Origin of the sequence: Nocardiopsis sp. NPDC050513, from assembly GCF_044457925.1 — a bacterium.
GTDB lineage: Bacteria > Actinomycetota > Actinomycetes > Streptosporangiales > Streptosporangiaceae > Nocardiopsis.
The window spans coordinates 330,682-348,581 of sequence record NZ_JBITHK010000001.1; the positions used below are offsets into that span (position 1 = coordinate 330,682).

13 protein-coding genes are annotated in these 17,900 nt (G+C 73.4%); 5 read left to right on the plus strand and 8 right to left on the minus strand.

The window, feature by feature from the left end:
- Positions 1-27: 27 nt before the first annotated feature.
- From ACIBFB_RS01395 to ACIBFB_RS01410, 4 genes are all read right to left on the minus strand, one after another.
- Positions 28-1,356 (minus strand): serine/threonine-protein kinase, encoded by a 1,329-nt coding sequence (locus tag ACIBFB_RS01395; protein WP_397224921.1) that lies wholly within the window; start codon positions 1,354-1,356, stop codon positions 28-30.
- A gap of 154 nt (positions 1,357-1,510) precedes the next feature.
- Positions 1,511-1,687, minus strand: coding sequence for a Trm112 family protein (locus ACIBFB_RS01400; RefSeq protein WP_075926271.1), 177 nt, complete (start codon positions 1,685-1,687; stop codon positions 1,511-1,513).
- A gap of 103 nt (positions 1,688-1,790) precedes the next feature.
- Positions 1,791-3,143: a phosphomannomutase/phosphoglucomutase gene (locus ACIBFB_RS01405; RefSeq protein WP_397224924.1), complete on the minus strand. Its 1,353-nt coding sequence runs from the start codon at positions 3,141-3,143 to the stop codon at positions 1,791-1,793.
- A gap of 160 nt (positions 3,144-3,303) precedes the next feature.
- A complete protein-coding gene (locus ACIBFB_RS01410) occupies positions 3,304-3,702 on the minus strand; it encodes a DUF3499 domain-containing protein (RefSeq protein ID WP_358560787.1) in 399 nt (132 codons plus the stop codon).
- 173 nt (positions 3,703-3,875) lie between these two features.
- Here ACIBFB_RS01410 and ACIBFB_RS01415 point away from each other — a divergent pair, with 173 nt between their 5' ends.
- A complete protein-coding gene (locus ACIBFB_RS01415; RefSeq protein WP_397224926.1) occupies positions 3,876-4,271 on the plus strand; it encodes a metallopeptidase family protein in 396 nt (131 codons plus the stop codon).
- Positions 4,272-4,298: 27 nt separating this feature from the next.
- Here the strand turns inward: ACIBFB_RS01415 and ACIBFB_RS01420 are convergent, their stop codons facing one another.
- The 4 genes from ACIBFB_RS01420 to ACIBFB_RS01435 all read right to left on the minus strand — a co-directional run bounded on the left by ACIBFB_RS01420 (position 4,299) and on the right by ACIBFB_RS01435 (position 11,152).
- Positions 4,299-5,750 (minus strand): DUF5719 family protein, encoded by a 1,452-nt coding sequence (locus ACIBFB_RS01420; RefSeq protein ID WP_397224928.1) that lies wholly within the window; start codon positions 5,748-5,750, stop codon positions 4,299-4,301.
- On the minus strand, positions 5,750-8,938 hold the full coding sequence (locus ACIBFB_RS01425; protein WP_397224930.1) for a glycosyltransferase: 3,189 nt from the start codon (positions 8,936-8,938) through the stop codon (positions 5,750-5,752). The genes ACIBFB_RS01420 and ACIBFB_RS01425 overlap by 1 nt, the downstream gene beginning before the upstream one ends.
- 344 nt (positions 8,939-9,282) lie before the next feature.
- Positions 9,283-9,570 carry a WhiB family transcriptional regulator gene (locus ACIBFB_RS01430; RefSeq protein ID WP_013154770.1) on the minus strand — a complete coding sequence of 96 codons (288 nt, stop codon included), beginning with the start codon at positions 9,568-9,570 and terminating at the stop codon, positions 9,283-9,285.
- A 238-nt stretch (positions 9,571-9,808) separates the two neighbouring features.
- Positions 9,809-11,152, minus strand: a complete 1,344-nt coding sequence (locus tag ACIBFB_RS01435; protein WP_397224933.1) for a hypothetical protein — start codon at positions 11,150-11,152, stop codon at positions 9,809-9,811.
- 240 nt (positions 11,153-11,392) lie between these two features.
- On the opposite strand from ACIBFB_RS01435, the gene cofD reads away from it, so the two are divergent.
- From cofD to ACIBFB_RS01455, 4 genes are all read left to right on the plus strand, one after another.
- Positions 11,393-12,373 (plus strand): 2-phospho-L-lactate transferase, encoded by a 981-nt coding sequence (gene cofD, locus ACIBFB_RS01440; protein WP_397224935.1) that lies wholly within the window; start codon positions 11,393-11,395, stop codon positions 12,371-12,373.
- Positions 12,370-13,665 carry a coenzyme F420-0:L-glutamate ligase gene (locus ACIBFB_RS01445; RefSeq protein ID WP_397224937.1) on the plus strand — a complete coding sequence of 432 codons (1,296 nt, stop codon included), beginning with the start codon at positions 12,370-12,372 and terminating at the stop codon, positions 13,663-13,665. The genes cofD and ACIBFB_RS01445 overlap by 4 nt, the downstream gene beginning before the upstream one ends.
- A 260-nt stretch (positions 13,666-13,925) precedes the next feature.
- Positions 13,926-15,191 carry a glycosyl hydrolase family 18 protein gene (locus ACIBFB_RS01450; protein WP_397224939.1) on the plus strand — a complete coding sequence of 422 codons (1,266 nt, stop codon included), beginning with the start codon at positions 13,926-13,928 and terminating at the stop codon, positions 15,189-15,191.
- 228 nt (positions 15,192-15,419) lie between these two features.
- Entirely contained in the window at positions 15,420-17,792 is a 2,373-nt protein-coding gene (locus ACIBFB_RS01455) for a chitinase C-terminal domain-containing protein (RefSeq protein ID WP_397224941.1), read from the plus strand.
- Positions 17,793-17,900 lie beyond the last annotated feature (108 nt).

Below are 17,900 nucleotides of genomic sequence, written 5' to 3' on the forward strand. Positions count from 1 at the left end.
GGGGTGCTCGGCCCGGCGTCCCGCCGACTAGCTGACCGCCAGCAGCACGAGGAACAGGATGAGGATGACGATGGTCATCAGCACGGCCGGGATCACCCAGCTCTGCTGGAGCACCGAGTTCTGCTCCACCGGGCGCGGCATGGGCCGCCCCGCCCCGGGGCGCGCGTAGGTCTGGTTCGGGTTGCCGCCGGTGACCATCGGATTGGCCCCGTGCCGCCCGGCGGGCGGCATCGGCCGCCGTTGGGGCTGGGGGTAGGCCCCCGGCATGCCGGGGCGGGGGTTCGCGGCGCCCGGGTGCGCGCCGTAGCCGGGACGTGGCCCCGTGCCCATCGGCTGGCCCGTGGGGCGCGGGTTGGACGTGCCCGGGCTCTGGCCCGACCACGGGTCGGACACGTGCGGCGGGTAGCCCCCGAAGCCCTGCTGGGGGCCGGTGCGCGGCGGCGCGTGGTGGCCCATCGGAGGAACCTGTCCACCGGTGAACGCGCCCCCGGCCTGGGCGACCTGCTCGCCCCGCTGGAGCGCGTCGTCGGTGGAACCGGTGTCCTCGACCCCCTCGTGGCCCAGCAGGCGCATGAGCAGGGTCTGCGCGCTGGGCCGGTTGTCGGGGTTCTTGTCCAGGCAGGACTCCACGATCGGCCGCAGCGCCTCGTCCATCCCGTCGAGCTCGGGCGGCGCGCTGATCACCCGGTGCACCACCGCCGGGACGGTGTCGGCCCCGAACGGCGCCTGGCCCGTGGAGGCGAACGCGATCACGCAGCCCCAGGCGAAGATGTCGCACTTGTCGGTGACCCCGCGCCCCTCGATCTGCTCGGGCGCCATGTAGGACGGCGTCCCGACGATCGAGTTGGTCATGGTGGCCGTTCCGTCGTCCATGCGCGCGATGCCGAAGTCGATCACCCGCGGCCCGTCCGGACCCAGCAGGACGTTGCCGGGCTTGAAGTCGCGGTGGACGATGCCCGCCTTGTGGATCGCGACCAGGGCGGTGGCCGTGGACACGGCGAGGCGCTGGAGCTTGGGGCCCCGCAGCGGGGCGCCCTTGGCGACCGTGTCCTGCAGGTCGCTGCCCGGCACGAACTCGCTGACCACGTAGGGCGGGTCCTCGTCGAGTTGGGCGTCGAGGATCGCGGCCGTGCAGAACGACGCGACCTTCTGCGCCGCCCGGACCTCCTTGGCGAAGCGCCGACGCAGGTCGCCGTCGCCCGACCACTGGTCGTTGAGGACCTTGACCGCGACCTGGTCGCCCTCGGTGTCCTCAGCGAGGTACACCACGCCCTGCCCGCCCTTGCCCAGGCGGCCGGTCACGCGGTACGCGCCGAACGCTGCGGGGTCGCTCGGCTGTAGCGGTTGACCGGGCATCAGTGTCCTCCAGGGCTTTCGTGCGGGGCGCGCAGAATCAGGGTACGGGGTCTCGGAAACTCCGCGTCGTGGACGAGCACGTCCGCGCGGTGCGGCTCACACCCTGTCCTCAGCCGTTTCGACTGCTGAAGCGGCCAGATCGTTCCGTCCCGACTCAACCGATTTTTCGCGCCTCGTCGACGAGCAGCACCGGGATTCCGTCCCGGATCGGGTAGGCCAGGCCGCTCTCGTCGCAGACCAGTTCGTCGGTCTCGGGGTCGTGGCGCAGCGGCGCCTGGCTCTGCGGGCAGGCCAGGATGTCCAGCAGCCACCCGTCGATCTTCGTGCTCATGTTCTCGTTCCTCGTGATGTCGTGTGCCCGTGGCGCGACCACGCCGTGGCACGTCCGCGCCGCGCGGATCCCTCCGCCCTGCGCGGAACCTCCCGTCGCCCGGTCAGGCCCGGACGATGGCCAGGACCTCGTCGCGCAGCTTGGCCACGGTCCCCTCGTCGGATGCCTCAACGTTGAGGCGCAGGAGCGGCTCGGTGTTGGAGGCGCGCAGGTTGAACCAGGATCCGTCCGGCAACTGGACGGTCAGGCCGTCGAGTTCGTCGACGGTGACGCCGTTCCTGTCGGCGAAGGCCGCGCGGACCTGCGCCATCCGGGCGGGTGCGTCGGCGACCGTGGAGTTGACCTCCCCGGACGACGCGTAGCGCGAGTACTCCTCGGTGATCCGGGAGAGCGGACGGTCGTCCGAGCCCAGGACCCGCAGGACGTGCATCGCCGCGAGCATACCCGTGTCGGCCCGCCAGAAGTCCCGGAAGTAGTAGTGGGCGGAGTGCTCCCCGCCGAAGATCGCTCCGGTCTCGGCCATGGTGGCCTTGATGAAGGAGTGGCCGACCCGGGTGCGGACGGGGACGCCGCCCCGCTCCCGCACGATCTCGGGGACGGCGGTGGAGGTGATGAGGTTGTGGATGATCGTCGCGCCGGGCTCGCGGGCGAGTTCCTGGGCCGCGACCAGGGCGGTGATGGCGGACGGGGGGACCGGCTCGCCGCGCTCGTCGACGACGAAGCACCGGTCGGCGTCGCCGTCGAAGGCCAGGCCGATGTCGGCGCCGACCTCGCGGACCTTGGCCTGGAGGTCGACGAGGTTGGCCTCGTCCAGAGGGTTGGCGGGGTGGTTGGGGAAGGTGCCGTCCAGCTCGAAGTACAGGGGGACGATCTCCAGCGGCAGGCCCTGCTCCAGGACGGCCGGGACCGTGTACCCGCCCATGCCGTTGCCCGCGTCGACGGCGACCCTCAGCGGGCGGATCCCCGACAGGTCGACCAGGTCGCGCAGGTAGGCGGCGTAGCCCGGCAGCAGGTCCCGCTCGGTGACGGTGCCCGCGGGCCCGTCGTGTCGGGCGACCCCGGACTCGGCCAGGCGTCTGATCTCGTCCAGGCCGGTCTCGCCGCTGATGGGGGCCGCCCCGGCCCGGCACATCTTGATGCCGTTGTACTCGGCGGGGTTGTGGCTGGCGGTGAACACGGCGCCGGGCAGGTCGAGGTGGCCCGAGCCGTAGTAGAGGAGGTCGGTGGAGCCGAGTCCGGCGAACACGACGTCGAGGCCCTGGGAGGTGACGCCGTCGGCGAAGGCTGTCGCCAGTTCGGGTGAGGAGGGGCGCATGTCGTGCGCGACCACGACGGCCGGGCCGCCGACCACGCGGGCGAACGCGGCGCCGATCGCCCGTGCGACGCCGGCGTCGAAGGTGTCCGGAATCACACCGCGCACGTCGTATGCCTTGAAGATGCTTCCGAGGTCAGCCACGTCTTCTCCGGCCAGTCGGTCCTGCTCCTGGTTCTGCGGCGCGAGGGCCCCGCGCCGTACCAACGTAGCAAGCGGCCGAGCGCGGCCGACGGCCCCCGGGGTGTGGAGGCGGCTCGGCCGGGGACGGCCGCGCTCGACCCCGCGGGGCGCGGGTGCGGGGTCAGCCCCGGGGCCGGGGATCCTGGTCGCCGCGGCCGGGGTCGGAGCGGACCACGCGCAGGTGGCCGCGGCGCAGGGTCTCGGTCCCCTCGCCGACGGCGTCGTCCGGAGGAACCGCGCGCGACGGCGGACGCGCCGCCTCACGCACCGCGTCCGCGAGCGCCTCCAGGTCGTCGCTGCCGGGACCGCCGCCCGACGTCTCGACCGGAAGCCGCACGACCTCCCAGCCGCGGGGGGCCGTCAGCCGGTCGGCGTGGACGGCGCACAGGTCGTAGCAGTGCGGTTCCACGTAGGCGGCGAGGGGACCCAGGACGGCGGTGGAGTCGGCGTACACGTACGTGAGCGTGAAGACGGCGGGCTGCCTGCACGCGGTACGGGAGCAGCGTCGAACATGGCTCACAGCGATTGACTGTATGCCTTTACCGGGAGACACGCCAGCATCGTCCCACGACCGTCGCCGCACCGGGTCGCGCGCGCCCGGGTTGGGGCCGATCGGGACTACGCGCGGGGCGAATGATGGCTTAGTCTCGGAGTGTGCGACGAGTGCGCCTTTCCAGTGGCCAACCAGACCGAGTGCGGCGCCGGGACCGCCGCGGCCGAGGTGTCCGCGGTCCTCTCGTGCCCGCCGACCTGCCGGTGTTCCGCAGCCGAGCGCAGGCGTTCGACGACCTCGTGTTGGACGCCGTCGAACGGCTGGAGCGCCTGTGGGCGCGCGAACTGGCGAACGTGGACTTCCTGGTCGAGGACGTCCCCCCGGTCCCGCCCCACGGCCCCCTGACGGAGTCGATCCCCTTCTCCCGTCTGGAGACCGACCCCAACGGCAGGGCCCGCATCGTGGTCTACCGGCGTCCGGTGGAGATCCGGACCAAGGATCCCGAGGAGACGGCCCTGCTGGTCCACGAGGCGGTCGTCGAGGAGGTCGCCAACCTGCTGGGCGTGGAGCCGGAGTCCGTCGACCCCGAGGCGTGAGGACCTGCGTCCGGACGCCGCCGCGCGCTACGGGACGATCCCGAGCATCGACCCCCGCGCCGTCGGCAGCCGCACCTCCACGGGCGCCGGGGGCACCGGCAGCACGCTCCATCCGTCGCGCGTGCTGAGGATCCGCGCGGCGTGCACCGGACCGGAGTCCTCCAGCAGCTCCAGCCGGAACGTGTTCCCCTCCTCCGACGGCAGGTCCCAGTCCTCCCCGACCACGCGCGTGGTCCCGGCGGGCAGGTCGACGTGGACGGCGTCGCCCTGGGTCCCGTCGACGCCGATCGGGGTCACCACCACCTGGGCGTCGAGGTCGAGGGCGCTCATCACCACCTCCACGTCGGTGCCGCCGGGAACGAACGGCAGGACGGCGCTGGTGTCCAGGGGGTGGGCGAGCGGGTCGACGGCGGCGGGGTAGGCGGTGTCGGAGTCCTCCGCGAGCACACCGGCGACCACCGGCGCGTCGGCCTCCACGACGACCGTGCCCGCCCGACCCGCCAGGGCCGACGACAGGGTGACCCACCCGGAGGCGGAGGGGGGCACGTCCAGGACCAGCTCGTCCTCGGGATCGTCGCCCGCGGGCAGCACACGCACCCGGACCTCGGTGTACTCGTCCCCGGGAACGGTCACGAACAGCCGCCGCGCGCCCTCGCCGCCGGGCACGCCGGGGATCACGTGCCGTTCGTCGGGCACCCGTGTGGGCGGTACCCACCCGGTGGCGCCGCCCTCGTGCTCGGCGAGCAGTGCGGCGGCCACCCGGCCGGTACTGGTGCGGACGTGGACGCCGAGGGCGGCGGACTGCTGGATCAGTTCGGTCAGGTCGAGTTCGGTCGACCGCCCGGCGGGCACGGAGACGCCCCGGCTCTCGGCGGAGAAGGACAGCCCGCCCGCGGTGTACACGTCCACGCTCACCGTCGCCGCGGTCCGCGCCGGGTTGGCGAGGTGGACGGTGAGCGTCTCGGTCTCGACCCACGGCTCCGCGGCCCCGCCCCCGTCCATCGGGTGCGGGTTCCGTTCACCGCCCGCGCCCTGTTCGCTGCCGCCGGGGAGGGCGAACCAGGTGCTGGTCGAGGGGGCCGCGCAGCGTACCTCGGTCACGCCGTCGTCCGTCACGGTGGTCTGCGAGGAGTCGAGCCCGGAGGCCAGGCTGCCCTCGGCACGCAGGACGGCGGGCTCGTCCGAGCCCCCGGTCTCGGCCAGCCAGACGCTGCCCGGCTCGCTGATCTCGTCCCCGACGTCGGCCCGCAGCCTGCCGACGTCGTCGCGGCCGACCCGCGGCGCGAAGGCGGCCAGGACGCTGTCCGACCCGTCGTGCGGGGCGGGGCACACGCGAACGGCGCGGTCGGGGCGGACCGTGCCCGGATCGGTGGTGCCCAGGGGCTCCGTCGCGGGGACGAGGGCGGCGCAGAACAGCGCCGCCAGCGCCACCGCCACGAGGCCGAGCAGCGCGAACCGGTTGCGCACGATGAGCCGCATCAGACCCCCCTGGTCGTGGTCGTGGCCCGGCTCGCCCGTCGCCGTCCGCCCCTGCGGGAACGTCGGCCGGTCCACCGCGGTCGGCGCGGACGGGGCGCCGGGGTGGCCTCGATCAGGCGGGTCTCCTCCTCGGTCCGCGCCCCGGGGGCGGCGAGCACGGCGACCACCAGGAGCGCCGCCCCCTGCGTGACCAGCCACGCGGTGTGGACGGGGTCGACGTGGCGGAGGTCCAGCGCGCCGCCCTCCGGCGGCAGCTCCCACGCCTGGACGCCGCTCTCCGTCGCGGCGGGGGTCAGCTCGGCCCCGTCGAGCGTCGCCCGCCACCCGTCGTCGGCGGGCTCGGCCAGGTACAGCAGCCGTCCGCCCCCGCCGTCGGGCAGATCGTCGCCGACCGCGAGGACCTCGGCCTCGACCTCGTCGGTCCCGTCGGCGGCCGGCTCGACCACGCGCAGGACCCCGGTGGGCTCCCCCACCCGCCAGAGCCCGTAGCGGTCGGACAGCGACATCCGCAGCAGGCCGGGCGTGCCGTCCAGGGTCGTGACCATCGAGGTGTCGTGCGGGCCGTCGACCTCCGGACGCGGGTACAGCACGTACTGGACGCCGAAGTCGGCGAGGGTGTGCAGGTGCTCGCCGCCCTGACCGGCGACCAGCTCGGCGACCGCACGGTCCATGACCTCCCTGGTCGGGGCGGTCGGCACGACGCCCTCGTCCCCGAGCCGGGGTTCCTCTCCGCGCAGGACGGTGTAGTCGACGCCGCCCTCGCCCGGGGTGACGACCAGCGTGCGGGGCCGGGTGCCGTCCTGGTCGATGACCGCCAGCGCGCGGGACACCACCGTGTCGGCCCGGCCGGTGAGCGGCCCGTCCACGCCCTCCGCCACCCACACGGCCGCGGCGGAGAGGGGTGTGGCCAGCGCGAGGGCGGACACGGCGACCGCGAACACCCGGCGGATCCCGCCGAGGCGCAGCATGGGGCCGAGCGACCGCGCGCCGGTGGCGGCGGCCAGCAGCACGGCGGTGGCGGCGAACGACAGGGCGGTGCCGGGCCAGATCTGGACCGGGGGCCCGCCGGAGTACGGTTCGACGACCAGGCGGCTGGCCACGACGGCGACGAGCAGTCCGACCAGGGCGAGGGTCCACCCTGCGGCGACGATCATCCGGTCGCGCAGGAGCAGGAGCGAGCACAGCGCGGCGGCCCCGAACCCGGCCGTGACCCAGACCGGAGGGGTCCCCGGGCCGCCGGGGGACAGCAGGAGCAGCTGCGCGGCGGTGGCGCCGGTCGTCGGCGGGTGCAGTCCGGCCTCCAGCAGCCACAGCGTGGGGTGGCGCAGGAGTTCGAGCGACCACGGCAGCAGCAGGACGACCGGCACGGCCAGGCTCAGCGCGACGCTGACGTACAGCCGCCGCCCCAGGTGCCCGAACGCCGCCGCGACCAGCACCCCCGTGAACAGGGAGAGCGCCCACACGAGGGGCACGAACGCGGTGGCCGCCGCCAGGACCAGGCCGAGCCCCCACGCCGCGCGGCGGGAAGGTCGGGGCGGCAGCGTCACGAGGCGGACCAGGAGCAGCCCCATGACGGGCACCAGGATGTGGACGAGGGCCGTGCCGAGCCGCCCCTGGGCGACCGCGCCGGTGGCCGCGGGCAGCAGGGCGTAGACGGCGGCCGTCCACAGTCGGACCGGACGCGGTCCCACCACCTCGCGGGCGAGCAGGAAGGCCGTCAGCCCGGACAGCGGCACGCAGCCGAGGAGGACCACGGAGACGGCGATCCACGGCTGGCCCAGCGTGAGCGTGGACGCCAGCGCCAGGAGGCCGACGTGGGGCGCGACGGGCGTGCTCGACCCCAGCCCGGTGTCGGGCCACGCGGCCAGGTAGAGGGACCACAGATCGGCCGCCGAGCCCGCGACCGGGGGCAGCGCCCCGCCCGCGAGGAGGTCGCCGAACAGCAGGGAGCGTTCGGCGACGACGGCGACGACGGCCAGGCCCAGGACGAGCAGGACGCCGGGGCGCAGAACGACCCGGCGCAGGAAGCTGGTCTGGTCGGCGAGCGCGGCGGCCTCGTCGTCGGAGCCGGGCGCGACGGTGACCGCTTGGTGGCGGCCGGGGGTGTTGAGCACGGGCTCGCCGGACAGGATGCCGGTGAGGGTGTCGGCGAACTGGCGCAGGGCCACGCCCCGGGCGAGGAACGGGCGGATCGCGCTGTAGGTGCGGCGCCGGTCGCGGCGCCGCCGGAACCGGGCCCTGGCCAGGCGCAGCGGTCTCAGGTACACGAGCGTGATGGCCGCGGCCTCGTCCAGCGCGTTGCCGGGCTGCTTGATGAGCAGGTACGTCAGGACGCGCAGCAGCGAGGCGACGGAGTTGCGCACGAGCGCGGCCGCCATGCCGCCCGCGGGCAGGTTGGCCAGGAGGACGAACACGGCGTGCCTGCGGTCGACCCGGCGCGGGTGGTTGCGCGTGGCGGTGATGCGGCGGCGCCGGCGGGCCGAGGCCTCGGCGTGGTAGGCGACCGCGTCCGTGACCAGGACCGCGCGGAGCCCGGCGCCGCCCACGCGCCAGCAGAAGTCGATGTCGTCGCGGAAGAGGGGGAGCGCGGGGTCGAATCCGCCGAGCCGGTCCCACACGTCGCGGCGGACGAGCATGCCCGCGCTGGAGACGGCGAGGACCTGGCGGGTGCCGTCGTGCTGGCCGTGGTCGAACTCGCGCTGTTCGAGGCCGGTCTCGCGGCGCCCCGCCCCGTCGATGGTGACGCCCGCCTCGACGAGGCGGCGGCGGTCGAACCAGTCGCGGAGCTTGGGTCCGAGCACGGCGGCCCGGGGGTCCTGGTCGGCGGCGGCGAGCAGGCGGTCGAGGGCGTCGCGTTCGGGGGTGAGGTCGTCGTGGATGAGCCAGATCCACTCCGTGGCGCCCGCGTGGCTGGGGACGGGGGTGGTGGAGCGGGGGAGGCCGAGCGCGCCGCGGACGGCGTCGCCGTAGCCGGTGGTGGCCGGGAGGTCGAGGACGGCGTCGTCGGGCAGGTACTCGGTGAGCAGGTCGGCGCTGCCGTCGGTGCTTCCGGTGTCGGCGGCCACGACGCGCTGGACGGGTCGGGACTGGCCGCGGACCGCGGCGAGGGTCTCCGGCAGCCAACGCGCGCCGTCGTGGGAGACGATGACCGCGGTGACGACGTGTCGGGCGGGGTCGTGGTCGAGCACGGCTGTGGTGGGTTCTCTTCCGGGAGAGGGGCGGGCCCCGGGTCGCGGGGACGGTGCCCCGCCGTCGGGCGCGTGTGCGCGCCGGGTGCCGGTGTGCCCCGTCCGGGTCCACTTCGGCACGGTTGGTCCGGAGTGGCCGGTCCGGCACGGTGGGCGCGGGTCATCACCATACGCCACCTCGGCAAGGCGCGGGGCTGTTCGTCCGCGTCGCCGACGAGGCGGCGAATCACCGCATTCACACCAGCACGGATGTGTGGTGCAATCCTCACCAAAGTCCCAAACGGGATGAAACATGAAAAAGGCGCGTCCGGACTCGCGGCCCGGACGCGCCTCGCGCGTGTGCCCTACAGCATCTCCGCCAGGAAATCGAAATCCCCTCCGGCGGCTTTCTTCAGCCTCCGGCGCTCACGCTCGGAGAGTCCCCCCCAGATGCCGAAGCGCTCGTCGTGCTCCAGCGCGTATTCCAGACACTCCGCACGCACCTCACACGACTGGCAGACCTTCTTCGCCTCCCGGGTCGAGCCGCCCTTCTCGGGGAAGAACGCCTCCGGGTCGGTCTGCGCGCACAAGGCACGTTCCTGCCAGCCCAGATCCTCGTCCGAGCCGTGCGCCAGCGGGATCACCTCGCTCATGCGCACCTCCTGTTGCCCCCCATAGATGTCCCCGGCCCTTTTCGTCCCCCAAGGCCGGGTGGAATCCCACCTTGAAATTACACGCGGGCCCGTGACCAGGAGTCAAGCGCCCTACGTGGTAATCCACTGAATATCATGTAACGAACCGCCAACGACGATCGTGCCATGTCCGTTCTGTGAATTACCACGCAATTCACGGCCTTCCCAAGCGGCGGGGGCGCGGAGGCGCCAGGCGCGATCAGCGCTGGTCCTCCCCGCCGTACCAGCCCTGCTGGCCACCACTGGTGCCCTGTCCCTGCTGGTCAGAGCCGTAGGAGGCGTCTCCCTCGTACTGGCTTCCGTACGAGGCGCCGCCCTGGCCGGACGTGTCCGTACCAGCCTGCTCACCGGAGTTAAAGAAAGGGTCAACTCCGCCGGCGGACGGTGTGTCCTGCGCCTGCTGGCCCTGCTCGGCGCCCTGGTACCACCCGTACTGGATGGCGTCCTGGGCCGCCTGCTCACCCGAGGACGCCGCCTGCTGCGCGGCCTGCTGGGCGTCGTAGGCCTGCGGCGCGTACTGCGAGGGGTCGTAGGCCTGGCCGGCGTCCTGGTGCTGGGCGACCGCGTCCTGCTGCTGGCCGTACTGCTGGCCGTACTGCGAGGGGTCGTAGGCCTGCTGGCCGCCCGTGCCGTAGGCGTAACCCTGCTGCTGGGCCGCCGCGTCGCCGTACTGCCCGTAGGCCTGCTGGGCCCCGGTGCCGTACGCCGGCGCCTGCTGGGCCGAGGCGTCGTACGCCTGCTGGGCGCCGGTGCCGTACGCCGCCTGCTGCTGGCCGTGGGCGTCGTAGGCCTGCTGCTGGGCCGAGGCGTCGTACGCCTGCTGCGCGCCGGTGCCGTAGGCCGCCTGCTGCGCCGAGGCGTCGTAGCCCTGGGCCTCCTGCCCGTACTGGGCATAGGCCTGCTGCTGGCCGGAGGCGCCGCCCTGCGCGTACGCCTGCCCGTACGCCTGCTGCTGGCCCGACGTCGTCTGGGTCGGGTCCTGCCCGTAGACCTGCCCGGCGCCGGTCTGCGTCGGGTCGGCGGCCGGGTACCCGGGCTGGCCGTAGGCCTGGGCCGCACCGTACGGCTGCTGCGGGTGGTACTGGGCCTGCGGAGTCGCCCGCGGGACCACCGCGGGGTCGTTGTAGAGCTTGAGGAAGACGAAGCCCGCCATGCCGAGCACCGCGCCCTCGGCGAGCGTCGTGAAGAAGCGCGCGAAGCCGAACCCGACGTTCCCGGCGTCGACGAACCCGGTGATGAGCGAGATCAGGGCGAACAGCAGCCCGACGCCGACCATGATCATCGCGGTCACGACGATCGGCGCGGCGGCCGGACGCGTGCGTTGGCTCGTGAGCACCAGGGCGACGGCGGCGACCAGGAGGACGACGTTCCACAGACCGAAGAAGCTGGACGCGGCCGACTCCACCCCGGCGGCGAAGCCCCCGGTGTAGTCGCTGGCCACCACGATCAGGCGGATCAGCCCGGAGAGCAGGGACGCCCCCACGGCCCCGAGGAGCACCCAGGCCCCCAGCGGGCGCAGGCGTTCGAGTGATTCGTTGTTCAAGAGAGGATCCCCTCCGCTGGTTCCCCCACCGAGACGGGGGAGGCTTTGCATATCGTCGGGCTGTCGGGTGCCGGCCGCGCCCCGACGGGGAATGGGGACATCGGACACAGCCGACCGGTGAGACGGCGGACGCGGCCCCGGAGTTCGGAGATCCCCGGTCGGAGCGCGATCACGCCGAGGTCGTGCCCCACGGCGGGGCAGACGACTCATACACGCCCCCAGCCTGCCAGACTTGGACGCATGCGGATAGTCGTACCGGCCGGCGGTATCGGCGGAGCACGGTTCCTTCGCGGCCTGCGGGCCGTGCTCGGGACCGGCGCCCCCACCACCGGGGACCAGACCACAGACAGCGCCATCACCGTCATCGGCAACACCGGCGACGACATCACCCTGTTCGGCCTCCGGATCTGTCCGGATCTGGACACCGTGATGTACACCCTGGGCGGGGGCATCGACGAGGAACAGGGCTGGGGCAGGGCCGACGAGACCTTCACCGTCAAGGAGGAGCTCGCCGCCTACGGCATGCGGCCCACGTGGTTCGGCCTGGGCGACCGGGACACCGCCACCCACATCGTCCGCGCCCAGATGCTCGCCGCCGGGTACCCGCTCTCGGCGGTCACCGAGGCGCTGTGCGAACGCTGGAAGCCCGGCGTCCGCCTGCTGCCCATGACCGACGACCAGGTGGAGACGCACGTGGTGGTCGACGACGGCGAGGGCCGCCGCGCGATCCACTTCCAGGAGTGGTGGATCCGCCACCGCGCCGCGCTGCCCGCCGAGCGGATCATCAGCGTGGGCGCCGAGTCGGCCAAGCCCGCGCCGGGCGTCCTGGCCGCCATCGCCGAGGCGGACGCCGTGATCCTGCCGCCGTCCAACCCGGTCGTCAGCGTCGGGTCCGTGCTGGGCGTGCCCGGCATCCGCGAGGCGCTGGTCGGCAAGACCGTGGTCGGCGTCTCGCCGATCATCGGCGGCGCGCCCGTGCGCGGGATGGCCGACGCCTGCCTGACCGCGATCGGCGTGGAGACGGGCGCCGCCGCCGTCGCCGAGCACCTGGGATCGGACCTGCTCGACGGCTGGCTGGTGGACGAGGCCGACGCGGACGCGAAGGTCGAGGGCATCGAGGTACGCTCCCGGCCGCTGTACATGAGCGACCCCGCGGCGACCGAGGCGATCGCGCGCGCGGCGGTGGACCTGGCGGTCGAGTTGTCGAAGGAGCGGACGTGACCGACGACATACGCGTGCGCGGACTCGCCGGGATGCCCGAGGTGCGCCCGGGCGACGACCTCACGGCCCTGGTCGCCGACGCCGTGGCCGCCTCGGGCACGCCCCTGGCCGACGGCGACGTGCTCGTGGTGACCTCCAAGATCGTCAGCAAGGCCGAGGGCCGTGCCCGGCGGATGGACCGCGACGCGGCGGTCGACGCGGAGACCGTGCGCGTGGTGGCCCGGGCCGGGCGTACGCGGATCGTGCAGACGCGGCACGGACTCGTGATGGCCGCCGGCGGGGTGGACGCCTCCAACGTGGAACCCGGAACGGTCCTGCTGCTGCCCGAGGACCCCGACGCCTCCGCCCGCGCCCTGCGCGCGGGGCTGCGCGGGCTGCTGGGTGTGGACGTGGCGGTGGTCGTCTCCGACACGTTCGGCCGTCCGTGGCGGGTGGGGCAGACGGACGTGGCGATCGGCGCGGCGGGTCTGTCGGTGCTCCAGGATCTGCGGGGCGGCACGGACACCCACGGCAACGTCATGGAGGTGACCGTGAACGCGGTCGCCGACGAGATCGCGGGCGCGGGCGAGCTGGTCAAGGGCAAGGCCGACGGTGTGCCGGTCGCCGTGGTCAGCGGTCTGGGCGCCCTGGTCACCGAGGAGGACGGCCCGGGGGCGGCCGCGCTCGTCCGCTCGGCCGACGCCGACCTGTTCCGCTACGGATCGCGCGACGTCGTGCCCGCCCGGCGCACGGTGCGCGCGTTCACCGGCGCCCCGGTGGACCCGGCCGCGGTGCGGCGTGCGGTGGGCACGGCGCTGACCGCGCCCGCGCCCCACCACACGACCCCGTGGCGGTACGTCCTGGTGGAGTCGGAACGCACGCGCAAGCGGCTGCTGGACGCCATGGTGGACGCGTGGGTGGCCGACCTGCGCGGCGACGGCTTCTCCGAGGAGGCGGTCGCGCGGCGGACCCGGCGGGGCGACGTGCTGCGCGACGCGCCGTACCTGGTGGTCCCGTTCCTGGTCGCCGACGGCGCGCACCCCTACCCGGACCGGCGCCGGGCGGACGCGGAGCGGTCGATGTTCCTGGTCGCCATGGGTGCCGGAGTGCAGAGCCTGCTGGTGGGACTGGCGATGGAGGGACTGGGCTCGGCCTGGATCTCCTCGACCATGTTCTGCCCGGACGTCGTGCGCGAGGTGCTCGACGTGCCGGAGGACTGGCAGCCGATGGGGGCGGTGGCGGTCGGCCACGCGGCCGAGCCGCCGAGGGAGCGACCGCCACGCGATCCGGAGGACTTCGTGACCGTGCGATGACGCGGTGGGTGACCGACGGCCGGCGTCCCGGGGCGGGACGCCGGCCGTTCGCGTGTGTGCGGTGCGTGACCTCCATGGCCTCACCGACCCCGTGGAGCACAGAAGTCACATGTGACACGGGCTCACGCCACGCCTCCGAAAAATCGCAAAGTTTCCTTACGGTTTTCGTTGACGCGCCGGTCAAGCAACTCTAAGGTTTCTTAACAATTAAGGGCACTCAGCCGGTTCGTCGCCCCCGCCCGACGAGAGGAGCACCCCCCATGCTCGACGTCCGCCGAACCCCCCGCCCGCGAAGGAGTGGCCCGTCGCGGGCCAGAGCCGCCCTGACCGGCGCCTTCGCCGTCCTGGCCGCCGTGCTCGTCGCCGGCGCCGCCCCGCTCCCCCTCGCGGCCGAGGAGGCCGAGCCCGTCGCCGGGACCAACACCGCCCAGGCGACCGGACAGTGGCTCACGGGCTACTGGCACAATTTCGACAACGGTTCCACCGTTCTGACGCTGGCCGACATCCCGTCCGAGTACAACCTCGTGGCCGTCGCCTTCGCCGACAACCACCCCTCGCTCGACGGCGGCATCACGTTCAACCTCGCCAGCGGCGAGCTGAACGGCTACACCGACGCCCAGTTCCGGTCCGACATCGCCGCCGTCCAGGCCCAGGGCCGCAAGGTCATCCTGTCGGTCGGCGGCCAGAACGGGCACGTGAGCGTCACCAACGCCACCCAGGCGCGGAACTTCGCCGACACGGCGTACGCGCTGATGCGGGACTACGGGTTCGACGGCATCGACATCGACCTCGAACACGGGATCAACGCCCAGTACATGGAGTCCGCGCTGCGCGACCTGCGCGCGAGCGCCGGGTCGGGCCTGGTCATCGCGATGGCGCCGCAGACCATCGACTTCCAGGCGCCCAGCCAGCAGTACTACCGGCTCGCGTCGAACATCCGCGACATCCTCACCATCGTGAACATGCAGTACTACAACTCCGGCACGATGCTGGGGTGCGACGGCCAGGTCTACGGCCAGGGCACGGTCGACTTCGTCGCCGCCCAGGCCTGCATCCAGCTGGAGATGGGGCTGTCCCCGAGCCAGGTCGGACTGGGCCTCCCCGCCGTCCCCTCGGCCGCCGGCGGCGGGTACATGCCCACGAGCAGCGTCATCGCCGCCCTCGACTGCCTGGAGGCCGGGACCGGCTGCGGCCGGTACTCGCCCAGCACCCCGTACGGCCCCATCGGCGGCGTGATGACCTGGTCGATCAACTGGGACGCGACCAACGGCTACCAGTTCGCCAACGACATCTCGGCGCGGCTCGGCACCGGACCGACGGACCCGCCGACCGACCCGCCCACGGACCCCCCGACCGACCCTCCGGTCGACTGCGACGCTCCGGCCTGGTCCTCCGGCACCGTCTACACCGGCGGTGACCTCGTCTCCCACGAGGGCACCGTGTACCGGGCCAAGTGGTGGACGCTGGGCGAGGAGCCGGGCACCACCGGCCAGTGGGGCGTCTGGGAGACCGTCGGCGCCTGCTGACCCGCGCGGGCCGCCCCGGTCCCGCCTCTTCCTCTCCCTCCCCCCTGGGTGGGCCGTCACCCCACTCCCCTCGCGTGACGGCCCACCTCCCCCTCCGGTCCGCCCGGTCTCCCCCTTCACCGGCCGACGTCCTCGGCCTCCTGTCACCACCGTGAACCCCTCCCCCGCCTCCGGCCGGGGAGGGGCCCGCTCGGTGTGCCCTGAGAACACCACGAGAAAGGGTCCCCCATGACCTCCCGACCCCCCAGGGAACGGGCCCGGCCCGTCCGGTGGGCCAGAGCCCTCGGCGCGGCCGCCGCGGGGCTGTGCGTGTCAGCGAGCATGCTCGTCACGGCGCCGACCGCGCACGCCGCGACGACCGCGCCCGAGGCCGCGCCGGCGCCCGCCTCCACCACCGACCACGCCGGGTGCCGGCCCGACGGGCTCTACCGGACGCCCGGGGTCGACGTCCCGTACTGCGACGTCTACGACGCCGACGGCCGAGAGATCCTCCCCAACGACCTCGACCGCCGGGTGATCGGCTACTTCACCAGCTGGCGCAACGGCTCCAACGGCCAGCCGTCCTATCTCGTCGACGACATCCCCTGGGACCGGATCTCCCACATCAACTACGCCTTCGGGCACGTCGACGGCGACCACCGCCTCTCCGTGGGACCGGACGGGCCCGACAACCCGGCCACCGGCATGACCTGGGACGAGCCGGGTCTGGAACCGGACCCCGAGTTCGCCTACAACGGCCACTTCAACCAGCTCAACAAGTTCAAGAAGGAGAACCCGGGCGTCCGGACCCTGGTCGCCGTCGGCGGCTGGGCCGAGACCGGCGGCTACTTCGGGCCGGACGGCACGCGCGTGGACTCCGGCGGCTTCTACTCGATGACCACGACCGCCACCGGCGTCAACCACCAGGGGATCGAGACCTTCGCCGACTCGGCGGTCGCGTTCGTCCGCGAGTACGGGTTCGACGGCGTCGACATCGACTACGAGTACGCCACCTCCAACAACGGCGCGGGCAACCCCGACGACTTCTGGATCTCCGACGCGCGCCGCGGGCACCTCTGGGAGGGCTACGAGGAGCTGATGCGCGTCCTGCGCGAGAAGCTCGACGCGGCCTCGGCCGAGGACGGCAGGTACTACCAGCTGACCGCCGCCGTGCCCTCCTCCGGCTGGCTGCTGCGCGGGCAGGAGGTGCACCAGGTCGTGCGGTACCTGGACTTCGTCAACATGATGACCTACGACCTGCACGGCACGTGGAACCACTTCGTCGGGCACAACGGCGCGCTCTACGACAGCGGCCAGGACCCCGAGCTGGCCGACGTCTACAACGCCTACGACGGCATCGGCTACCTCAACGCCGACTGGGCCCACCACTACTTCCGCGGCGCCATGCAGGCGGGGCGGATCAACCTCGGCGTGCCGTTCTACACGCGCGGATGGAGGGACGTCGAGGGCGGACAGAACGGGCTGTGGGGCACCGCGGCGCTGCCGAACCAGAACGAGTGCCAGCCCGGAACCGGCGTCACCGTGCCCTGCGGCGACGGCGCGGACGGCATCGACAACCTGTGGCACGACAGCGACCCCGTCACCGGGAACGCCGTCGCCGCCGGGGCCAACCCGATGTGGCACGTGCTGAACCTGGAGAACGGCGTCGTCGGGGACTACGTCGCCGACTACGGGATCACGGACGGGATCGAGGGCTCCTACACCCGCCACTGGGACGACGTCACCAAGAACGAGTGGTGGTGGAACTCCACGACCGGCACGTTCCTGTCCGGTGACGCGGACCGGACCATCGCCGCCAAGACCGACTACGTCGCCGCCAACGGCCTCGGCGGCATCATGATCTGGGAGATGGCGGGCGACTACGCCTACGACGCCGCCGCGGGCCAGTACGTGATGGGCGACACCCTCGTCACCGGCATCCACGAGGCGTTCAGCACCGCGGGACCGTACGGCGCCGCCAAGGCCGAGACCGCCGCGCCCGCGGAGGTCCTCGACGTCGACGTGGACTTCCACGGGTTCGCCCTGGGCGACAACAACTACCCGATCACCCCGGACGTGACCGTCACGAACAATTCGGCGGGCGCGATCCCCGGCGGCTCGACGATCACGTTCGACTACGGCACCTCGGCCCCGGCCACCATGAGCGACCAGTCCGGCATGGGGCTGACCCACATCCAGAACGGCCACGACCGGGGCGACAACGTCGGCGGCCTGGACGGCGACTTCCACCGGGTGGAGCTCACCGTTCCGAGCTGGCAGAGCATCCCGGCCGGGGGGTCGCTGGACTTCACGCTCAGCTACCGGCTGCCGATCGCGCAGCCGTCCAACGTCCGCGTCAACGTGGGCGGGAACGAGTACGCCGTCACCTACGACCACCCCCGCGAGGGCACCTTGGTCGACGCGCCCGCGGGCGGCGGCGGTGACGGCGGCGGTGGCACCCCCGACGACTGCGCCGCCCCGGCGTGGGTCTCCGGCGAGACCTACACCCAGGGCGACACCGTGACGCACAACGGTGCGGCGTACCGGGCCAAGTGGTGGACGCAGGCGGAACCCGGCACCACCGGCGAGTGGGGCGCCTGGGAGTCCCTCGGCGCCTGCTGACCAGGTGCGGGGCCGCCGGGGCGGCCCCGCCTTCCCCAGACGACGCCCCCGACGCGGCCCTGTCTCCGCGCCGGGGGCGTCTGTAGGATCAGACTGGGCCCCCGCCGC